Genomic DNA, 17,985 nt, shown 5'->3' with positions numbered 1-17,985 from the left:
CCCCTCGGCGCACCCGATCATCGATCACCGCCCCTCCGGCGGTGCGGTGCGCCCCGTCGCCCGTCCCACGATCGGCACTTGGATTCCGCTGCCTCATGTCTTGGTTCGAATCACTCATCCTCGGACTCGTCCAGGGGCTGACCGAGTTCCTGCCCGTCTCCTCCAGCGCGCACCTGCGGCTGACCGCGGCCTTCTCCGGCTGGGAGGACCCGGGCGCGGCCTTCACCGCGATCACCCAGATCGGCACGGAGACCGCGGTCCTGATCTACTTCCGCAAGGACATCGGCCGGATCCTGTCGGCCTGGACCCGCTCGCTGACGAACAAGGAGATGCGCCGTGACCAGGACGCGCGCATGGGCTGGCTCGTCATCGTCGGCTCGATCCCGATCGGTGTGCTCGGGGTGACGCTCAAGGACCAGATCGAGGGTCCGTTCCGCGATCTGCGGCTCACCGCGGTGATGCTGATCGGCATGGGCGTCGTGCTCGGTGTCGCGGACCGTCTCGCGGCGCGGAGCGAGAGCGGCGGCCGGCACCGCGTCGCCAAGCAGCGCAAGGAACTCAAGGATCTGAGCGTCAAGGACGGTCTGATCTACGGCGTCTGCCAGGCCATGGCCCTCATCCCGGGCGTCTCCCGCTCCGGCGCCACCATCAGCGGCGGTCTGTTCATGGGCTACCGGCGCGAGGCGGCGGCCCGCTACTCCTTCCTCCTCGCCATCCCCGCGGTGCTGGCCTCCGGAGCGTTCGAACTGAAGGACGCGGCGGAGGGCGGGCACGTCTCCTGGGGCCCGACGCTCTTCGCGACGGTGATCGCCTTCGTGACCGGGTACGCGGTGATCGCCTGGTTCATGAAGTTCATCTCGACCAAGAGCTTCATGCCGTTCGTCTGGTACCGCGTCGCGCTCGGCGTCGTCATCCTCGCGCTGGTCGCCACGGGCGCCCTCAGCCCGCACGCGGCGGAGTCGGCGGGCTAGCCCCGAGGGGAACGCCGCCGCCAGGGCGGGAACACGCCCCGGTGGCGGGAACGTGACTCGGGCACGTGACCGAAGACATACGGTGCGCGTAGCCGTCCGGTAGCGCGCTGTCAGTCCCTGGCCCTAGGCTTGCCCGCATGTCCCCCGATTTAGTGACCCCTGGTTCCGTGCGGTCCGCCGCCGAGGTCAACGAGCAGATCCGCGCGCTGTGGCTGCGCGCGGGCGGGTCCCTGTCCGCCCAGGAACGCGAGCAGTACGAGCTGCTGGTGGTCGAGTGGGCGGCGGCGATCCGCGGCCGGGTCGTCACGGCCGCCTGATCCTCCGCCGCCCCCGCGGTACGGCTCAGCGCCCGCCCGCCACCCTCAGCACCGCCCCCGTGGCGTACGAGGCGTCCGGCGACATCAGCCACGCCACGGCCGCCGCGATCTCCTCGGCCCGCCCGGCCCGCCGCAGCGGAATGCCTCCGGCCATGTCCCGGACCCGGTCCGGGGCCCCCATCGCGGCGTGCATCTCCGTGTCGATCAGACCCGGGGCGATCGCGTTGACCCGGATGCCGTCCGGACCCAGCTCCTTCGCCAGGCCCAGGGTCAGGGTGTCGACGGCGGCCTTGGTGGCCGCGTAGTGCACGTACTCGTTCGGACTGCCCAGCGTGGCGGCGCCCGACGAGATGTTCACGATCACGCCCTCGCCCCGGACCGTCATGAGCTGCGCGGCCCGCCGCGCACACAGCAGCGTCCCCATGAGGTTGACGTCGACGACCCGCCGCAGGACGTCCGTGCCGACCTCGGTGAACCGTCCCAGCGGCCCGGTGACCGCCGCGTTGTTCACCAGCCCCGTCACCGGCCCGAGCTCCCGCTCCGCCACTTCGAAGAGCCGCTCGACGTCCGCCTCGACGGCCGTGTCCGCGCGCACGGTCACGGCCCGCGCCCCGGCCGCCCGCACCCTCTCCGCCACGTCCCCGGCGGCCGCGGAGTCCCGGACGTAGTTCACCGCCACGTCGTGCCCCTCCGCCGCGAGCCGCAGACAGATCGCGGCGCCGATCCCCCGGCTGCCACCGGTGACCACCGTGACGAGACGCTTCATGAGTACCTCCGGGCGAAGAGCGCGGGACGAAGGTCCTCAGGCTCGCAGACGCGCGAGCACGTCGTCGTCGAGGGGGGTGGGGCGCTCCTCCGGCAGCAGCCCGGCGGCACGGCCGGGTTCTCCGTCCCGCACCAGGACGTGGCTCCCGGCGGCGAGCGGCGTCACGTCCTCGATGCCCGCGATGCGCTCGCCCGCGTGCCCCGTCCGCGGCGGCGCACCGTCCGCGGGAAGGACGGCTCGATCCATGTCAAGCCGCGTTCGCCGCCCCCTTCGCAGCCGACGGCGCCTCGCCGGGAAGACCGGTCATGTGGGCACGGCAGGCCGGTGCGGCCCTGCGGGGACCGCCCCGTGCGGCCGGTCCGAACGGCGTCACGCGGAGGCCACCACCTCGCCGGCCATGACCTCGGGAGGGCTGGGAAGCAGTGACGCGAGGTTGTCCCGCACGAAGCCCGTGGCCCTCAGGATCGATTCTTCGGCGCCGGCCCGGTCCTGGAAGACGCTGGCCGAGACCATCACCCCGTCGCCGGCGTCGATCCAGTAGTAGGCCACGAAGCCGGCGACCTGGCGCATGAGCGGCACGAACCCCTCGTTCACCAGGCGTGCCGCCTCGGCCGCATCGGTCACTCCTTCGTACCGCCGGACTGCTGCGTACATCCCCAAGCTCCTCACGGCGTTCCGGGTTCGTCCTCTGCCGGGACGTCGTACCCCCGCGCCGGCCGTCCGGCTCACGAGGCGTCCGGCAATCACCTGAAGGGCCACCTCCGGTGATCCGAACGGCGGCCGACGGCCCGCGGCGCGGGAGAGGCCGTGGCGCGGTACCGCGGCGGGCGTCGCAAGCCGGTGGACCTCCGCGCACGCCCCTCGGCCGCGCACGTGCCGTGAGCGGCGCCCTGTGGTCGACTGAACCCGGCGCGCCGTCCCGGATCACCGAGGGGACGCACACTGGAGGCACCACGGGGTAGGGAGGCGCCTATGAAGACGCTCGGCCACTGGCTCGCCTCCCCCTGGCGGCGCTCGACCGTCGCCGCGGTCGTGGGCGCCCTGCCCGTCCTGGCCTTCCCGGCCCCGTCCCTGTGGTGGTTCGCCTACGTCGCCCTGGTCCCGTGGATGCTGCTGGTCCGTACCGCCCCCACGGGGAGACGGGCGGCCTGTGACGGCTGGTGCGGTGGGTTCGGCTTCATGCTGGCCATGCACCACTGGCTGCTGCCGAACCTGCACGTGTTCACGTTCGTCGTCGCCGCCCTGCTGGGCGCGCTGTGGGCGCCGTGGGGGTGGCTGGTGCGGCGGCTGCTCGGCGGGGCGCCGTCGCGCGGTCGGGTCGCGGCCGCGCTCGCCGTGGTGCCGTCGGGGTGGCTGACGATCGAACTCGTCCGCTCCTGGCAGGGGCTCGGTGGCCCCTGGGGCGTGCTGGGTGCGAGCCAGTGGCAGGTGGAGGCCGCGCTGCGGCTGGCCTCGGTCGGGGGCACATGGCTGCTCAGCTTCCTGGTGGTGGCCCTCAACGTCGCCGTGGCCGTGCTGGTCGCGGTCCGGCGGGCCCGGGTGTCCGCCCTGGCCGGGCTCGTCGCCATGGCCGCCGTCACCTCCGCCGCCTGGGTGTACGCACCCCGGCCCGACACCGGCGACCGGGTCCGGATCGCGCTGGTGCAGCCGGGTGTCGTCGCCGGGACCGACAGCGCGGACCGGCGTTTCGACCGCGAGGAACAGCTCACGCGTGAGCTCGCCGGGCAGGACGTCGGCCTGATCGTCTGGGGCGAGAGCAGCGTCGGCTTCGACCTCGGGGACCGGCCCGACCTCGCACGGCGGCTCGCCGCGCTGTCCCGCGAGACGGGCGCCGGGATCCTGGTCAACGTGGACGCCCGGCGGTCGGACAAGCCCGGCATCTACAAGAGCTCGGTGCTGATCGGCCCGGACGGTCCGACCGGCGACCGGTACGACAAGATGCGGCTGGTCCCCTTCGGCGAGTACGTCCCGGCCCGTTCCCTGCTGGGCTGGGCGACCTCCGTCGGCGAGGCGGCCGGCGAGGACCGCCGGCGGGGCTCCGGGCAGGTGGTGATGGACACGGGGAACGGGCTGCGGATCGGCCCGATGGTGTGCTTCGAGTCCGCGTTCCCCGACATGAGCCGGCACCTCGCCGAGGACGGCGCCGACGTGCTGCTCGCCCAGTCCTCCACGTCGACGTTCCAGCGGAGCTGGGCCCCCGCGCAGCACGCCTCGCTCGGCGCGCTGCGCGCCGCCGAGACCGGCCGCCCGATGGTGCACGCGACCCTGACGGGCGTCTCCGCCGTGTACGGACCGGACGGGGAGCCCGTCGGCCCGCGGCTCGGCACGGACACCGCCGCCGCGCAGGTGTACGAGGTGCCGCCGGCCCACGGCACCACGTTCTACGTCCGCTTCGGCGACTGGCCGCTGTACGGGGCCCCCGTGGTCCTCGCCGTCTGGGGCGTCGTCGAGGTGCTGCGGGTCAGGCGGGGCGCTCGTGAACCGCTCGCACCACCCGCTCGCACAGCTCATGGGTCGCCAGCGCGTCCCGGGCGCTGAGCACCTCGCCCGCGCGGACGGCGTCCAGGAAGGCGAGCGCCGCCTGCTCGATGCCGCGCTGCCGCGACACCGGCACCCAGTCGCCGCGCCGGCGCACGGTGGGCTGCCCCTTGTGGTCGATCACCTCGGCGAGGTTGACCACCTGACGCTTGGTGTCCTGACCGGAGACCTCGAGGACCTCCTCGGCCGAGCCGCTGAGCCGGTTCATCACGCCGAGCGCGGTGAAACCGTCCCCGGAGAGCTGGAGCACCACGTGGTGCAGCAGTCCGTTCTCCGTGCGGGCGCGCACGGTCACGTCGTCGACCGGGCCGGGCGCCAGGAAGCGCAGGGTGTCGACGACGTGGATGAAGTCGTCGAGGATCATCGTGCGGGGTTCCTCGGGCAGTCCGACGCGGTTCTTCTGCATGAGGATCAGCTCGCGCGGGTGGTCCGCGCACTGGACGTAGCCGGGGGCGAAGCGCCGGTTGAAGCCGACGGCGAGGCTCGTGCCGCGCTCCTCGGCGAGCTCCACCAGCCGCTCGGAGCCGGCGAGTTCGTAGGCGAGCGGCTTGTCGACGTACGTCGGTACGCCCGCCTCCAGGAGGCGGGCGACGATCTCCGGGTGGACCTCGGTCGGCGCGTGCACGAAGGCCGCGTCGAGGTCCTGGGCGATCAGGGAGCCGAGGTCCGCGTGGCGCTGCCCGGGCGGCAGGTGGAGGCCGTCGGCGACCCGGTCGAGCGTCGCGGGGGTACGGGTCTGCAGGTGCAGTTCCACACCGGGCCGGTGGGCGAGCACCGGGAGGTAGGCCTTCCGCGCGATGTCACCGAGTCCGATGCAGCCGACCTTCACCGTGTGTGCTCCTCTAGCCCTTGCCCGCCGTGGTCCGGGAAGCATACGGCTGCTGCGGCGGGCGCCAGTCGGCGATCCCTTCGAAGCCGCGCAGGAACAACGCGGGAGCGGCCTTCGACAGCGCGGCGAGCGCGTTGTCGCGTACGGCGGTGCCGACGCGTCCGGTCCCCATGTTGACGCGGGCCACCCGCACCGCCCGGCGGGCGATCGCGGTGGTGCGGGGCAGCCGGGCCGCGGTGTAGGCGGGCAGGTCGCCGGCGTGGTGGGCGAGGGTGATCGCGTCCTCGATCGCCTGGTTGCCGCCCTGGCCGAGGGTGGGCGGCATGGCGTGCGCGGCGTCGCCGACCAGCGCCACCCGGCCGTGGTGGAACGCGGGCAGCGGTTCGGCGATGTGGTGGACGTCGTGGCGGAGTACGTCCTCGGGGCGGGCGGCGGCCAGCACCTCGGGGACGGGGGTGTGCCAGTCGCCGTAGAGCCGCAGCAGTTCGGCCCGCTCGTCGTCCGGGGCGTGCTCCCCCGAGGACGCGACGGCTGCGGCGTAGGCGTAGACACGGCCGTCCTTGAGCGGGTGCGTGCCCCAGATGCGGCCCCGGCCCCAGGTCTCGTGCGAGGCGAACTCCACGCCGGGCAGGGGGATCACCAGCCGCCAGGTGGTGAAGCCGGAGTACACCGGCCCGGGGTGACCGGGGAAGAGTTCGCGGCGTACGGCGGAGTGGATGCCGTCGGCGGCCACCACCAGATCGGCTTCCAGTTCACCGGCGGGGGTGCCGACCCGGGCGGGCCGCCCCGGGGCGCCCGGGTCGAGGAGGCGGGCCGCGGCGCCCGTGCGGACGGCGCCGGACGGGAGCCGCGCGGCCAGGTGGCCGATGAGGGTGGCGCGGTGGAGCAGGACGAGCGGTCCGCCGAAGCGCTCGGCCGCCTCGGCGGCGTCGGTGCGGGACAGCCACCGGCCGCCGGGCGCGCGCAGCCCGCCGTCGCCCTGCCAGGCCGACAGGGCGCGGACGTCGTCGCCGAGCCCGATGACGTCCAGCGCGCGGAGCGCGTTGGGTGACAGGGAGATGGCCGCGCCGGCCGGTCGCAGGGACCCGGCCCGTTCCAGCACCGTCACCCGCGCACCCCGCCGGTGCAGGGCGACGGCCGCGGTCAGGCCGCCGATCCCGCCGCCGATCACGATCGCCCGCTCGAGACGTGCCATGACTCCTCCTCCTGATCGAACTACACCTGTAGTACAACCCGGGGTCCAACGTACTACAGCCGTAGTGCGGCGGGTAGTTTGACCTCCATGTCCGTACGCACCCCGGGCGCCGCCCGTGCCGATCTCGTCGCCGACGCCGCCCTCTCCCTGCTCGCCGAGCGCGGGATGCGCGGCCTCACCCACCGGGCGGTCGACGAGGCGGCCGGGCTCCCCCAGGGGTCCACCTCGAACCTGGCGCGCACCCGGCAGGCCCTGCTGGAACTGGCGGTACGACGGCTCGCCGAGCGGGAGGCACGGGTGCTCGCGCTGCACGAGATGCCCGATCCGCGGGCCGGCGCCGGCTCCCTGGTGGACGCCCTCGCGCTGACCGCCCACCGCGCGCTGACCGGCAACCGGGAGCTGACCCTCGCCCGCTACGAACTGGCCCTGGAGGCCACCCGCCGTCCCGAGCTGCGGACGTACTTCGACGCGGCCGGCGCCCGGTTCCGCGATCGGCTGACAGCCCTCGTCACCGGACTCGGTTCCACGGATCCCGAACGTCACTCGCTGTCGCTGATCGCCTGGGCGGACGGCCTGATGTTCTCCTGCGTGGCCGGCTCGTTCAGCGCGCGCGTGCCGGACCTCGCCGAGGTCCGCTCGGACCTGGAGGAACTGCTGGCCGGAATGCTCGGGACCGGAAAACCCTGGTGAAGTGGATCGATTCCGGGCCAGGATGGCGGCATGACGACCGAGCGCACCGAACCCGCCAACGACGCCGACGAACGCACCATGCTGGAGGGGTGGCTCGACTACCACCGCGACACCCTCGCCCAGAAGTGCGAAGGTCTGACCGACGAGCAGTTGCGCACCGCGTCGGTGCCGCCCTCGGACCTGTCCCTGATGGGCCTGGTGCGGCACATGTCGGAGGTGGAGCGCAGCTGGTTCCGCAGGGTGCTCGCGGACGAGGACGCCGGCCCCCTCTACTACGGCGAGGCCGACCCGGACGGCGAGTTCCACCCCACCGAGGCGGACACCTGGAAGGAGGCGTACGGCGCCTGGCAGGCCGAGATCGCCGCCGCGCGGAGCAACGCGGCCGGTTTCGCCCTCGACGACCCGTCCCGGGGCCGCCAACGGTTCGGCGCGGATCCGTACAGCCTGCGCTGGATCTACACCCACATGATCGAGGAGTACGCGCGTCACAACGGCCACGCCGATCTGATCCGCGAGCGGATCGACGGCGCCACCGGCGAATGACGTCACCCACGGCGCCACCGACGCCTCCGTACGGGGCGGGAGATCACTCGTGCGGGGCATGCTCTGCCCGTCCGGCCCCCTCCGGACGGCCGGAGCCAGCAGAGTGGCACGGGTGCATCGAACGACGACCGCAGCAACGCTTCTGGTGACCGTGGCCGTCTCGGCCCTCTCGGGCTGTGTGACGGTCCACCGTCCCCTCGCGCCCGGACCGGCGACGGCACCGTCCCGGGGGTCGGATCCCCATCCGGTCGCAGGGGACGAGAGGGAGGTCGTCCAGGCACCGGCACGCGAGGCCCTGGAGATGATCGGCCCGTCCCGGCCCCCGAGGACGCCCGCGCCCCCGTCGCACCGTGCCGCTCCCCGTGCCGCTCCCCGGGCCGCTCCGGAGCGGAGGACACCGCCCGCCGACCGCAGCGGGCAGGTCCAACCGCCTCGCCCCGGGCACGGCGGGAACGGCCGGCCGCGGCAGCCCGCGGCGGACCTCCCCGACATCGCGGAGTCGATGCGCCGTGGCGCCCCCGGCGGACCGGACGTGTGCGCGCTGGGAAGGCAGTACGGCGGCTGGCGCCCGGGCAGCCCGGAGGCGACCATCTGCGGGGAGACGTACGGGGGCTGAACCGGCCGGAGCGGTACGGACGCCGGTCTCCTGGGAACGGGGTCCCGGCGGCCCTCAGCCCCCGGGCGCCTGATCCTCGTTCAGCCGGATCTCCAGCCGCCGGATGGCGGCCCGTACGCCCTCGCCGTAACGGTCGTCGGCCAGGGTGCGGGCCGCGCCCCGGGCCCGGTGGAGGTGGGTGCGGGCGGCGTCGGGGCGGCCGAGGCGGGCGTAGTCGGCGGCCAGGTTCAGCTGCAGGGACGGGTAGAGCGCGCGCACGGCGGGGGATCCCCCGTGCGCGCCGGCACGGCCGTCCGCCGCCTCCTCGGCCGCCGTCAGCGCCCGCAGGTCCCAGGCCAGTTCGTCCTCGGGATCGTCCTGTGTGTCGGCGAGGTAGTGGGCCAGGGTGCAGCGGTGCAGCGGGTCCCCGTGCTCGCCGATCTCCGTCCACAGGCCGAGCAGCCGGTGCCGGGCCTCCTCGCGGTCCCCCGCGTGGTGCAACATCACGACCTGGCCGATCCGCGTGAGCACGGCGTCCGGCGCCGACCGTTCCTGTCGCTCCGCCACCACGTCCTCCGCACCGCTCGCCGGCTGTCATCCCCGACGCTAATCGCCGGCCGGGGCGATACCGGACAAGCCGCTCCGCAGCACATCGAGCGGGCCGGGTGCGGGGCCGGCGGAACGGTCCGCACCCGGCGAGACGGTGTCACCCCAGGTTCGGGACGGTCCAGTCGATCGGCTCGTGGCCCTGCGCGGCCACCGCCTCGTTGATCTGCGTGAACGGCCTGGACCCGAAGAACTTCTTCGCGGACAGCGGCGAGGGGTGCGCTCCCTTGACCACCGTGTGCCGGCTCTCGTCGATCAGCGGCAGCTTCTTCTGCGCGTAGTTGCCCCACAGCACGAAGACCGCCGGGTCGGGGCGGTCCGCCACCGCGCGGATCACCGCGTCGGTGAAGCGCTCCCAGCCACGGCCCTTGTGGGAGTTGGCCTCACCGGCGCGGACCGTGAGCACCGCGTTGAGCAGCAGCACGCCCTGTTCGGCCCACGGCATCAGATAGCCGTTGTCCGGAATGGGCGTGCCCAGCTCGGCGTGCATCTCCTTGTAGATGTTGCGCAGGGACGGGGGGATCCTCACGCCCGGGCGGACGGAGAAGCACAGGCCGTGGCCCTGGCCCTCGCCGTGGTAGGGGTCCTGGCCGAGGATCAGGACCTTCACCTTGTCGTACGGCGTGGCGTCCAGCGCCGCGAAGACCTCCTCGCGGGGCGGGTAGACCGGACCGTTCGCCCGCTCCTCCTCGACGAACTCGGTCAGCTCCTTGAAGTAGGGCTGCTGCAGTTCGTCGCCCAGAACCCCGCGCCAGGATGTGGGCAGCATGGCGATGTCGGTCACGTCGATGTCCTTACGTGTGCGGTCGCTTCCAGGGCACAGAACCTACAGGCGGCCACTGACAACCGGCCCGGCGGATGGCCGTGTCCGGCTCTACCAGCTGGTCTTCCGGGAGAGTTCCCAGACCATCATGATGGTGGACGGGTCCAGCGCCCGCTCCACGCCCGAGATGTCCCGGCTCGCCGCCACGTGCTGCCGGCCCTGCCACAGCGGCAGCAGCCGCGCGTCGTCGACGAGGATCCGCTGGGCCTCCTCGAACTGCTTCACCACGTTGCCGCGATCGCTCTCCCGGCGGGAGCCGGGCAGCAGCTCGGTCGTGATCCTGGATGCCTCGTAGGGTGTGCCGAGCGCGTTCTGCTCGCCGACGAACGGGGCGATGAAGTTGTCCGCGTCCGGGAAGTCGGGGGACCAGCCGCGCCCGAACACCGGGTACTCGCCCTTCTGGTAGCCCTCGACGTACGTCTTCCAGGGGCGGCTCTTGAGCGTGATGTCGAACAGCTTCGACGCCTCCAGCTGCCGCTCGAGCTCCTTGAACTCCAGCGCGGTCTCGGAGCCGTAGCGGTCCGTGGTGTACCAGAGGGTCAGCGGGACCGGCTCGGTGATCCCGGCCCCGGTGAGGATCCGCCGGGCCTTGGACACGCTGGGCTCGCCGTAGTCGTCGAAGAAGCCGGTGGTGTGCCCGGTCAGGCCCTTGGGGACCATGGAGTACAGCGGGTCGACGGTGTCCTTGTAGACCTTGTGCGCGATCGCCGCGCGGTCGACGACCTGGGCGACGGCCTGGCGCACCTCCTTCTTGCCGGCCCACGGGTCCTTCGGGTTGAACACCAGGTAGTTGATGTCCGTCCCGGCGCCGTCGATCAGCTGGAGCTCCTCCTCCTGGGAGGTCTTGCCCTGGAGGCCGATGATGTCGCCCGCCGCCAGACCGCGGTAGGTCAGGTCGATCCGGCCGTCCCGCAGCGCCTTGACCATGGTGCCGGAGTCCTGGAAGTAGCGGAGGGTCACCGCGTCGTTCCGGCGTTCGGCGAAGCCCTTGTAACGGCCGTTGCGGGCGAGTTCGGCCTCCTCGCCCTCCTCGTACGACCGGAGGGTGTAGGGGCCCGAGCCGACGACGCCGTCGTCCTCGCGCAGGGCGTCGGCCGGGTAGGCGTCGGGGGCGACGATGGACATCGCCGGGGTGGCGAGCACGAACGGGAAGGTGGCGTCCGGCTTGTTGAGGTAGAAGACGACCTCGCGCTCGCTGGGCGCCTGCACCCGTTCGAGGCTGCCCAGCAGACCGGCCGGACCGCCGTTGACGTTGATCCGCCGGATCCGGTCGATGGAGTGCTTGACGGCCCCGGCGTCGAGGGTGCTGCCGTCGGAGAACGTCATCCCCTCGCGCAGCTCGCAGCGGAACACCTGGTGGGAACCGTCGGAGAACGCGCAGCTCTTGGCGGCGTCCGGCTGCGGGGTGGACGCGCCGACCGGGTAGCTCAGCAGGGTCTGGTAGATGTTGCGGAACAGCTCCCATGAGCTGTCCCAGGAGGCGGCGGGATCCAGCGTGCTGGGCGAGCTGGTGGTTCCCACGACGATGGGTCCCTCGTCGTCCGAGGTGTCGGACGACAGGACGCCGCATCCGGTCACCAAGGACGATATGGACGCGATGGCCGCCACCCGCCGCAGGCATCGGTTCCGGTTGAACACGCGCACGCTCCTCGATCCGCCGTCCCAAGAGTCGGCAGACCATACCGCAGTGTTCGCCCCGTTGACCCCCCTCTGAGCGGCCCTTGGGATCGGCTTCCCGATGACTACGTTGTCACGCACCGTCGCCGCCCCGATACGCCGACACGGGCGCCGTTCTCGTCGACGGACACCCGTGTCGGATCGTCGGAACCAAGGCCCCGCGCGGACGATCACGTCACCCGCGCGGCACCCCGGACCACCTCTCGCGGCGCATCTGTCGCACCGCGGTTCAGCCGACGCCGGCGTTCAGGAAGATGCCGCCGTCGACGACCAGGGTCTGGCCGGTGACCCAGTCCGACTGGTCCGAGGTGAGGAACGCGGCGGCACCGCCGATGTCGGAGGGCACGCCGAGCCGGCCCAGCGGGTAGCCGGCGGCGGCCTCCGCCTCCCGGCCCTCGTACAGCGCCTGCGCGAACTTGGTCTTCACCACGGCCGGGGCAATGGCGTTGACCCGTACCCGGGGCGCGAACTCGTGCGCCAGCTGCTGGGTCAGGTTGATCAGCGCGGCCTTGCTGACGCCGTAGGCGGCGATGAACGGCGAGGGCGCGAGGCCCGCGACGGAGGCGATGTTGACGATCGCGCCGCCGTTGTCCTTCTGCCAGGCGTGCCAGGTCTTCTGCGCGAAGCCCAGCGCCGAGATCACGTTGGTCTCGAACACCTTGCGCGCCACGTTCAGGTCGAGGTCGGCGATCGGCCCGAACACCGGGTTGGTGCCGGCGTTGTTGACCAGGTAGTCGACACGGCCGAAGGCCTCCATGGCGCGCTCGACGGCGAGGGCCTGGTGGGCCTCGTCATGCGCCTTGCCGGCGACGTACACGGCCCGGTCGGGACCGAGCTTCTCGACGGCCTCCTTGAGGGCGTCCTCGCCCCGGCCGGTGATGCAGACCCGGTCGCCGCGCGCGACGAGGGCCTCGGCGACGCCGTAGCCGATGCCGCGGCTGGCGCCGGTGATCAGGGCGACCTTGCCCGAGAGTTCCACAGCAGTCATGTTCCCGGTCTTCCTAGTCGAGCGGTCCACCGGCGACGTACAGCACCTGGCCGGAGACGAAGCCGGCCGCCTCACCGGTGAAGAAGGCGATCGCGTTGGCGATGTCCTCGGGCTCGCCGACGCGGGCGACCGGGATCTGGGTGGCGGCGGCGGCCTTGAAGTCGTCGAAGCCCATGCCGACGCGGTCGGCGGTGGCCTTGGTCATCTCGGTGGCGATGAAGCCGGGGGCGACGGCGTTGGCGGTCACGCCGAACTTGCCGAGCTCCTTGGCGAGGGTCTTGGTGAAGCCCTGGAGGCCTGCCTTGGCCGCCGAGTAGTTGACCTGGCCCCGGTTGCCGAGCGCGGAGGAGGAGGACAGGTTGACGATGCGGCCGAAGCCCGCGTCCACCATGTGCTTCTGGCAGGCCTTGGACATCAGGAAGGCGCCGCGCAGATGCACGTTCATGACGGTGTCCCAGTCGGAGACGCTCATCTTGAACAGCAGGTTGTCGCGCAGCACGCCCGCGTTGTTGACGAGGATCGTGGGCGCGCCCAGCTCCTCGGCGATCCGCGCGACGGCCGCTTCGACCTGCGCCTCGTCGGAGACGTCGCAGCCGACCGCGATCGCCTTGCCGCCGGCGGCGGTGATCTTCTCGACGGTGTCCTTGCAGGCGGCCTCGTCGAGGTCGAGCACGGCGACCGCGCGGCCCTCGGCGGCCAGTCGTACGGCGGTGGCGGCGCCGATGCCGCGCGCGGCGCCGGTGACGACCGCGACCCGCTGCTCAGTGGTGGACATTGCTGCTTCTCCTCGCGCTTGGGATGCGGCTCCTGCGGCCGGACCGGAATCGATGAGCGACCGCTTAGTACCTTCAGCAGACGTGACGCTAGAAGCCCTGGCACCCGGTGTCAACGGCACATCGCACGTGTGTGATCCATTCCCCGTGCCGGGGCCCTCTTCCGCCCGTCGTGGCCGTCTCGCGCCCGGCATACGCATGGAGCACCCGATCGGATCAGTGCTGCGCGCCCTCGCGCCGGGCGGCCCCTAGCGTCGAAACGCGAGCCGTCCACGACCGGAAAGGAGGCCCTCCGTGCGCCGTCGCACCGGTGCCGTGGGCACGCTGATCGCGCTCGCCGCGATCGTGCCGCTGGCCGACCCCGCTCACGCCCAGGACCTGGACTGCGGCGACTTCACCTACCAGGAGGACGCGCAGGCCTTCTTCGACACGGACCGGAGCGATCCGCACCGGCTCGACGAGGATCCGGGCCCGGACGACGGAGTGGCCTGCGAGGCGCTGCCCCGGCGCGGTCTCGCCTCGTCCGCCTTCCGTCCGGCCCCCTCCGCCCCGGCGCCGGTCCGGCCGCCGGCCGCTCCGCCCACCCGGGCCGTGGCTCCCACCTCCGCGCCGACGACACGGCCCGCGCCCGCGGCCCCCGCCTCCGTCGCGCCGACGCGCGGCGTGCGGGGCGGGCTGGGCGGCTCGTCGGGGTCCGGGCCCAGCGGCTGGGACCTGGGCATCGGCGCGACGTTCGCGGCGGGCGCCGTGGCCGCGGCCGGTCACCTGGTGAGACGCCGCCGGGCCTGACGGGCCGCGGGCGGCTGCGGGCGGCCGGTCGCGCCCACGGACCGTCCCGGCCGCCCCTGCCCCGTCAGCCGCCGGCCGTCAGCGCACGAGCAGGTCGAGCAGTCGTTCCGCCTCCGCCGCCGGATCGGCGGTGAGCCCGGTGTGCACGGGGCCGGGCTGGACGATGGTGGACCGGGGAGCGATCAGCCAGCGGAAGCGCCGCCCGGCGTCGTCCCGCGCCGCCTGCCCGGCCGCGTCGCCGCCCGCGCAGACGCCTTCGACGGCGCGCAGCGCGGCCCGTACGCCGGGCAGGTCGGCCTTCGGGTCGAGGGCCAGCAGTCGTGCCTCGTCGAGATGGGTGCGGGCCACGACGAACGACTTGGGGCGGCAGTACACGAGCACCCCGGCGTTGACGCACTCGCCCCGCTCGATGCGCGGTACGACCCGCAGCAGCGCGTACTCGAAGACGTGCCGGTCGCTCACCGGTCCCCCCCAAGGCCCTGGATGTGCTGGTGGACGGTGGCCGCGCGGGCGATCAGCGGCCGCGCGTAGGCCGACCGGAGCGCGTCCGGGGTGTCGAACCCGGGCTCGCCGGTCAGCCAGAGGTCGGGGATCTCCGCGGTGACCTCGGCGAGCAGTTCCTCGGTGACCCGCGGCGCGAGCCGGGCCGCGGCGGACGCGATGTCCGGCGCGAACGACTTCAGGGCGTGGTCGGAGGCGTCGTAGGGGCGGGCGGCGGAGGCTGCCGCGCCGGGCCAGTTGTGATGCCAGATCATGGTCGCGCCGTGGTCGATGAGCCACAGTTCGCCGTGCCGGCGCAGCATGTTGGGGTTGCGCCAGGAACGGTCGACGTTGTTCACCAGCGCGTCGAACCAGACGATCCGTCCGGCCTCCTCGGGGCTCACCTCGAAGGCGAGCGGGTCGAAGCCGAGGGCTCCGGAGAGGAATTCCATGCCGAGGTTGGTGCCGCCGCTGGACTTCAGCAGCTGCTGCACCTCCTGCTCGGGCTCGCCGAGCCCCAGTACGGGGTCGAGCTCGACGGTGACCAGGCGGGGCACCCGCAGCCCCAGCCGGCGGGCGAGTTCCCCGCAGACGACCTCGGCGACCAGCGTCTTGCGGCCCTGTCCGGCGCCGGTGAACTTCAGCACGTAGGTGTCGAGGTCGTCGGCCTCGACCAGTCCCGGCAGCGAGCCGCCCTCGCGCAGCGGCGCGATGTAGCGGGTGGCGGTGACCTCGGTCAGCATTTCCCCAGGCTACGCGATCTTCCGATCTTGCCGTCCGCGGCCTCCCAGAACCCCGTGTTCCGCGGAACCGGCCACGCTCGGCTCCGGGGAGAGTCAGGGGAGTTTCGGCCGACGCGCCGCTTCCTCCGCTTCCCGGGCAGTCCGTCGACCACCGTGCGCCCCTCGCTCCCCGCCTCCGGCAGGAACGACGCAGAGGCGTCGGGAAGGGTCGGCGGTACGCCCGGAAAGCCCCGTTCGCTGCGGGCACCGGGCGACCGTTGTTTACTGGCTATAGGCGGTGACCGGCAGGGCACGGCTGCTGGGGCGACCGAGCAGTGGTGCTCCTCCACCGCCGGCCGGGCTCTCGCCCGAGGTGCCCGGGTTCTCCGCCCGTACACCGTCGCCGCCGAGGAAGCCGGACCGTGTGGTGGCAAGAGGTCCCCTGTGCGGGGCGGACTGGGGACCGGCTCTGGAACCGAGACGATGAAGGCGCTGATCCCCGACCACGACACCACCGGCCTCCCGGACGGCGCCGGCCCCGCAACCCCGTCACCGCCTCAAAGGGAGGCATGATCATGACACAGTCCCATCCCGACGAATCCGGTGCCGTGCTCGGACCGGACGCCCGGTTGGACCGACTGGAGGCGCAGGTCGCAACCCTGGCCGAGGCCGTGCGGGTGCTCGTCCGCGGCCTGGAGAACATCCCGTCACAGGACGTTCCCCCCGAGGAGGCGGCACGCGGCGCACGACTCGCCCACGAACTCCTGCTCTCCCAGGGCCTGTAGACGCTCTCCGGCGCCGGGAGAAACCGATTCGGCCGTGGTGACCGGTACCGAACCCGACGCGCCGGTCGAAGAACCCGCAGGGAGTCGGCGCCGCCCCGTGCCCAAGGACGCGGACCGATCGGGGCCGGCGCCGGCCCGGTCGTCACCGTCCCGCGCCCCGAGCAGTGGCGCCCGTGCGGCGGGGCAGCCCCTGCTGCCCGGGCGGCCGTCCTCACCAGGCGCGCGGTACTCACCGGCGCCGGAACACGGATCCCGGCGCCGGACGCCAAGAGCACCCGGGCGCGCGGCAGGCGGGGACCACGCCGCTGCGCCTGATCACCGCCCGTCGCCCGAGCGCGCGTTCGTCCTCAGGTCGTCGTATGAGGGACCGGGACCATGTGGCCGGTGAACCAGTGCCTGGCCAGCTCGGTCACCTGCTCCAGGGCGCCGGGCTCCTCGAACAGGTGAGTGGCGCCGGGAACGACCGTCAGCCGGTTCTCACAGCGCAGCCGGGCCTGTGCATCGCGGTTGAGGCCGAGCACCAGCTGGTCGTGGCCCCCGACGATCAGCAGCGTGGGCGCCGACACCGCCGGCAACCGTGGTCCGGCCAGGTCGGGCCTGCCGCCCCGGGAGACCACCGCGGCGATCCGCGCGCCCGGCTCGGCGGCCGCCCACAAGGCGGCGGCGGCGCCGGTGCTGGCGCCGAAGTACCCGACCTCCAGTCCTTCGGCCTCGGGCTGTCCGCGCAGCCAGTCGGTGGTGTCCGCCAGCCGCCGGGCCAGCAACCCGGTGTCGAACACGTTGGCCCGGTCGGTCTCCTCGGCCTCGGTGAGCAGGTCGAACAGCAGGGTGCCAAGCCCGGCCCGGTTCAGTCCGGCGGCGACGAACCGGTTGCGTGTGCTGTGCCGGCTGCTGCCGCTTCCGTGCGCGAACAGCACCACCCCGGCCGCCCCCTCGGGCACGGTCAGCTGCCCACGCAGCACCACCGCACCGGCCCGGACGCTCACCTCCCGGTCCGCGGGCACAGCGTGACGCCGCTCGGTCCGGCGGGTGCTCTCCGGGCGGGCGAGCGCCTCTTCCAGACAGGCGACGACCTCGTCGTCGCCGGTCTGGGAGAAGTCGGCGTAGAACTCCCCGATGGCGAAGAAGTCCCGCGGGGTGTACGGGCACACCATGTCGTCGGCGTCCTCGCCGAGCCGTGCGGTCCAGTCGGCCGGTGCCACGGGGACCGCCAGCACGATCCGTGCCGCACCGCGGGCCCGGGCGATCCGGCAGGCCGCGCGCGCCGTCGACCCCGTGGCCATCCCGTCGTCGACCACCAGCACCGTGCGGCCCCGCAACCCGACCGGCTCCCGCCCGGCCCGGTAGCGCCGGGCGCGCGTGTCCATCACCTCCCTCTCACGGGCCTCGACCTCGGCCAGTTCCTCGGGGGTGACACGCGCCATGCGCACCACGTCGTCGTTGATCACGCGCACCCCGCCCTCACCGATCGCTCCCATCCCCAGTTCCGGCTGGGACGGCACGCCCAGCTTCCGCACCAAGCACACGTCCAGCGGCGCGCCGAGCGCCCCGGCGACTTCCGCCGCGACCGGAACCCCGCCCCGGGGCAGGCCCAGCACCACCACCTCGCTCTCCTTCAGGTGCCCCAGCCGGGCGGCGAGTTGCCGGCCGGCGTCACGACGATCCAGGAAGAACACGATCCGACCTCCTCATCCCGGAGCGACACGGTGGTGACCGGCGCGCCCCGTACCTTCATCCTCACCCCCGCGGAAGACGAATGCGCACCGCTGCGAGGCGCCCTCTCGAGGACGGAGCGCGGGCTCAGGGCCTCAGGAGGCGGCGAGCCTCCGGCCGGGGGCGCCCTCCTCCGTCCGGACGGGCTGACGTACGCGCCGCACCGGCGGGTCCCGCCCGTCGCA

The 17,985-nt window shown here is 73.2% G+C and carries 20 protein-coding genes; 7 read left to right on the top strand and 13 right to left on the bottom strand.

Annotated features, from left to right (window positions below; all coding sequences use genetic code 11):
* The first annotated feature begins 95 nt into the window (after positions 1 to 95).
* Both ADK41_RS21030 and ADK41_RS21025 read left to right on the top strand, forming a co-directional pair.
* Positions 96 to 971: an undecaprenyl-diphosphate phosphatase gene (locus ADK41_RS21030; protein WP_030833632.1), complete on the top strand. Its 876-nt coding sequence runs from the start codon at positions 96 to 98 to the stop codon at positions 969 to 971.
* A 137-nt stretch (positions 972 to 1,108) separates the two neighbouring features.
* Positions 1,109 to 1,288, top strand: a complete 180-nt coding sequence (locus ADK41_RS21025; RefSeq protein WP_030833635.1) for a hypothetical protein — start codon at positions 1,109 to 1,111, stop codon at positions 1,286 to 1,288.
* A 25-nt stretch (positions 1,289 to 1,313) separates the two neighbouring features.
* On the opposite strand, the gene ADK41_RS21020 is transcribed toward ADK41_RS21025, so the two are convergent.
* The 3 genes from ADK41_RS21020 to ADK41_RS21010 form a co-directional block, all read right to left on the bottom strand.
* Positions 1,314 to 2,054, bottom strand: a complete 741-nt coding sequence (locus tag ADK41_RS21020; RefSeq protein WP_030833637.1) for an SDR family NAD(P)-dependent oxidoreductase — start codon at positions 2,052 to 2,054, stop codon at positions 1,314 to 1,316.
* A 36-nt stretch (positions 2,055 to 2,090) separates the two neighbouring features.
* Positions 2,091 to 2,300, bottom strand: coding sequence for a hypothetical protein (locus ADK41_RS21015; RefSeq protein WP_030833639.1), 210 nt, complete (start codon positions 2,298 to 2,300; stop codon positions 2,091 to 2,093).
* A gap of 123 nt (positions 2,301 to 2,423) precedes the next feature.
* The gene (locus tag ADK41_RS21010; RefSeq protein ID WP_030833641.1) at positions 2,424 to 2,708 is read right to left on the bottom strand and encodes a hypothetical protein; all 285 of its coding nucleotides are present in this window, start codon (positions 2,706 to 2,708) and stop codon (positions 2,424 to 2,426) included.
* 318 nt (positions 2,709 to 3,026) lie between these two features.
* Here ADK41_RS21010 and lnt point away from each other — a divergent pair, with 318 nt between their 5' ends.
* The gene (gene lnt, locus ADK41_RS21005) at positions 3,027 to 4,592 is read left to right on the top strand and encodes an apolipoprotein N-acyltransferase (protein WP_030833643.1); all 1,566 of its coding nucleotides are present in this window, start codon (positions 3,027 to 3,029) and stop codon (positions 4,590 to 4,592) included.
* On the opposite strand, the gene ADK41_RS21000 is transcribed toward lnt, so the two are convergent.
* Both ADK41_RS21000 and ADK41_RS20995 read right to left on the bottom strand, forming a co-directional pair.
* Entirely contained in the window at positions 4,516 to 5,421 is a 906-nt protein-coding gene (locus tag ADK41_RS21000) for a Gfo/Idh/MocA family protein (protein ID WP_030833645.1), read from the bottom strand. The two genes, lnt and ADK41_RS21000, sit on opposite strands and share 77 nt — an antisense overlap.
* A 13-nt stretch (positions 5,422 to 5,434) precedes the next feature.
* Entirely contained in the window at positions 5,435 to 6,616 is a 1,182-nt protein-coding gene (locus tag ADK41_RS20995; RefSeq protein WP_030833648.1) for an FAD-dependent monooxygenase, read from the bottom strand.
* 87 nt (positions 6,617 to 6,703) lie between these two features.
* Between ADK41_RS20995 and ADK41_RS20990 the strand changes: the two genes are divergently transcribed.
* A complete protein-coding gene (locus tag ADK41_RS20990) occupies positions 6,704 to 7,306 on the top strand; it encodes a TetR/AcrR family transcriptional regulator (protein ID WP_030833650.1) in 603 nt (200 codons plus the stop codon).
* Positions 7,307 to 7,336: 30 nt separating this feature from the next.
* Positions 7,337 to 7,849, top strand: coding sequence for a DinB family protein (locus ADK41_RS20985; RefSeq protein ID WP_030833651.1), 513 nt, complete (start codon positions 7,337 to 7,339; stop codon positions 7,847 to 7,849).
* 670 nt (positions 7,850 to 8,519) lie between these two features.
* On the opposite strand, the gene ADK41_RS20980 is transcribed toward ADK41_RS20985, so the two are convergent.
* The 5 genes from ADK41_RS20980 to fabG all read right to left on the bottom strand — a co-directional run bounded on the left by ADK41_RS20980 (position 8,520) and on the right by fabG (position 13,313).
* Positions 8,520 to 9,011 (bottom strand): hypothetical protein, encoded by a 492-nt coding sequence (locus ADK41_RS20980; protein ID WP_030833654.1) that lies wholly within the window; start codon positions 9,009 to 9,011, stop codon positions 8,520 to 8,522.
* Between the two features lie 139 nt (positions 9,012 to 9,150).
* Positions 9,151 to 9,834, bottom strand: a complete 684-nt coding sequence (gene ung / locus ADK41_RS20975) for a uracil-DNA glycosylase (protein ID WP_030833656.1) — start codon at positions 9,832 to 9,834, stop codon at positions 9,151 to 9,153.
* Positions 9,835 to 9,924: 90 nt separating this feature from the next.
* Positions 9,925 to 11,511, bottom strand: a complete 1,587-nt coding sequence (locus ADK41_RS20970; RefSeq protein ID WP_030833657.1) for an ABC transporter substrate-binding protein — start codon at positions 11,509 to 11,511, stop codon at positions 9,925 to 9,927.
* A 268-nt stretch (positions 11,512 to 11,779) separates the two neighbouring features.
* Positions 11,780 to 12,538 carry an SDR family oxidoreductase gene (locus tag ADK41_RS20965; RefSeq protein ID WP_030833659.1) on the bottom strand — a complete coding sequence of 253 codons (759 nt, stop codon included), beginning with the start codon at positions 12,536 to 12,538 and terminating at the stop codon, positions 11,780 to 11,782.
* A gap of 13 nt (positions 12,539 to 12,551) precedes the next feature.
* Positions 12,552 to 13,313, bottom strand: a complete 762-nt coding sequence (gene fabG / locus ADK41_RS20960; protein WP_030833661.1) for a 3-oxoacyl-ACP reductase FabG — start codon at positions 13,311 to 13,313, stop codon at positions 12,552 to 12,554.
* A 292-nt stretch (positions 13,314 to 13,605) separates the two neighbouring features.
* Between fabG and ADK41_RS20955 the strand changes: the two genes are divergently transcribed.
* Positions 13,606 to 14,100, top strand: coding sequence for an excalibur calcium-binding protein (locus tag ADK41_RS20955; RefSeq protein WP_030833663.1), 495 nt, complete (start codon positions 13,606 to 13,608; stop codon positions 14,098 to 14,100).
* A gap of 78 nt (positions 14,101 to 14,178) precedes the next feature.
* On the opposite strand, the gene ADK41_RS20950 is transcribed toward ADK41_RS20955, so the two are convergent.
* Both ADK41_RS20950 and ADK41_RS20945 read right to left on the bottom strand, forming a co-directional pair.
* A complete protein-coding gene (locus tag ADK41_RS20950; protein WP_030833665.1) occupies positions 14,179 to 14,562 on the bottom strand; it encodes a DUF3037 domain-containing protein in 384 nt (127 codons plus the stop codon).
* Positions 14,559 to 15,323, bottom strand: a complete 765-nt coding sequence (locus tag ADK41_RS20945) for a HipA family kinase (RefSeq protein ID WP_030833667.1) — start codon at positions 15,321 to 15,323, stop codon at positions 14,559 to 14,561. Before ADK41_RS20945 ends, ADK41_RS20950 begins: the two co-directional genes overlap by 4 nt.
* A 554-nt stretch (positions 15,324 to 15,877) precedes the next feature.
* Here ADK41_RS20945 and ADK41_RS20940 point away from each other — a divergent pair.
* Positions 15,878 to 16,087, top strand: a complete 210-nt coding sequence (locus tag ADK41_RS20940) for a hypothetical protein (protein WP_030833669.1) — start codon at positions 15,878 to 15,880, stop codon at positions 16,085 to 16,087.
* Between the two features lie 347 nt (positions 16,088 to 16,434).
* Here the strand turns inward: ADK41_RS20940 and ADK41_RS20935 are convergent, their stop codons facing one another.
* Positions 16,435 to 17,763, bottom strand: a complete 1,329-nt coding sequence (locus tag ADK41_RS20935; protein WP_030833673.1) for a phosphoribosyltransferase family protein — start codon at positions 17,761 to 17,763, stop codon at positions 16,435 to 16,437.
* Between the last annotated feature and the right edge of the window lie 222 nt (positions 17,764 to 17,985).

This window comes from Streptomyces caelestis (assembly GCF_001279005.1).
In the GTDB taxonomy this organism is placed as follows: Bacteria; Actinomycetota; Actinomycetes; order Streptomycetales; family Streptomycetaceae; genus Streptomyces; species Streptomyces heliomycini.
This window is presented reverse-complemented; position numbering and strand designations above follow the sequence as displayed.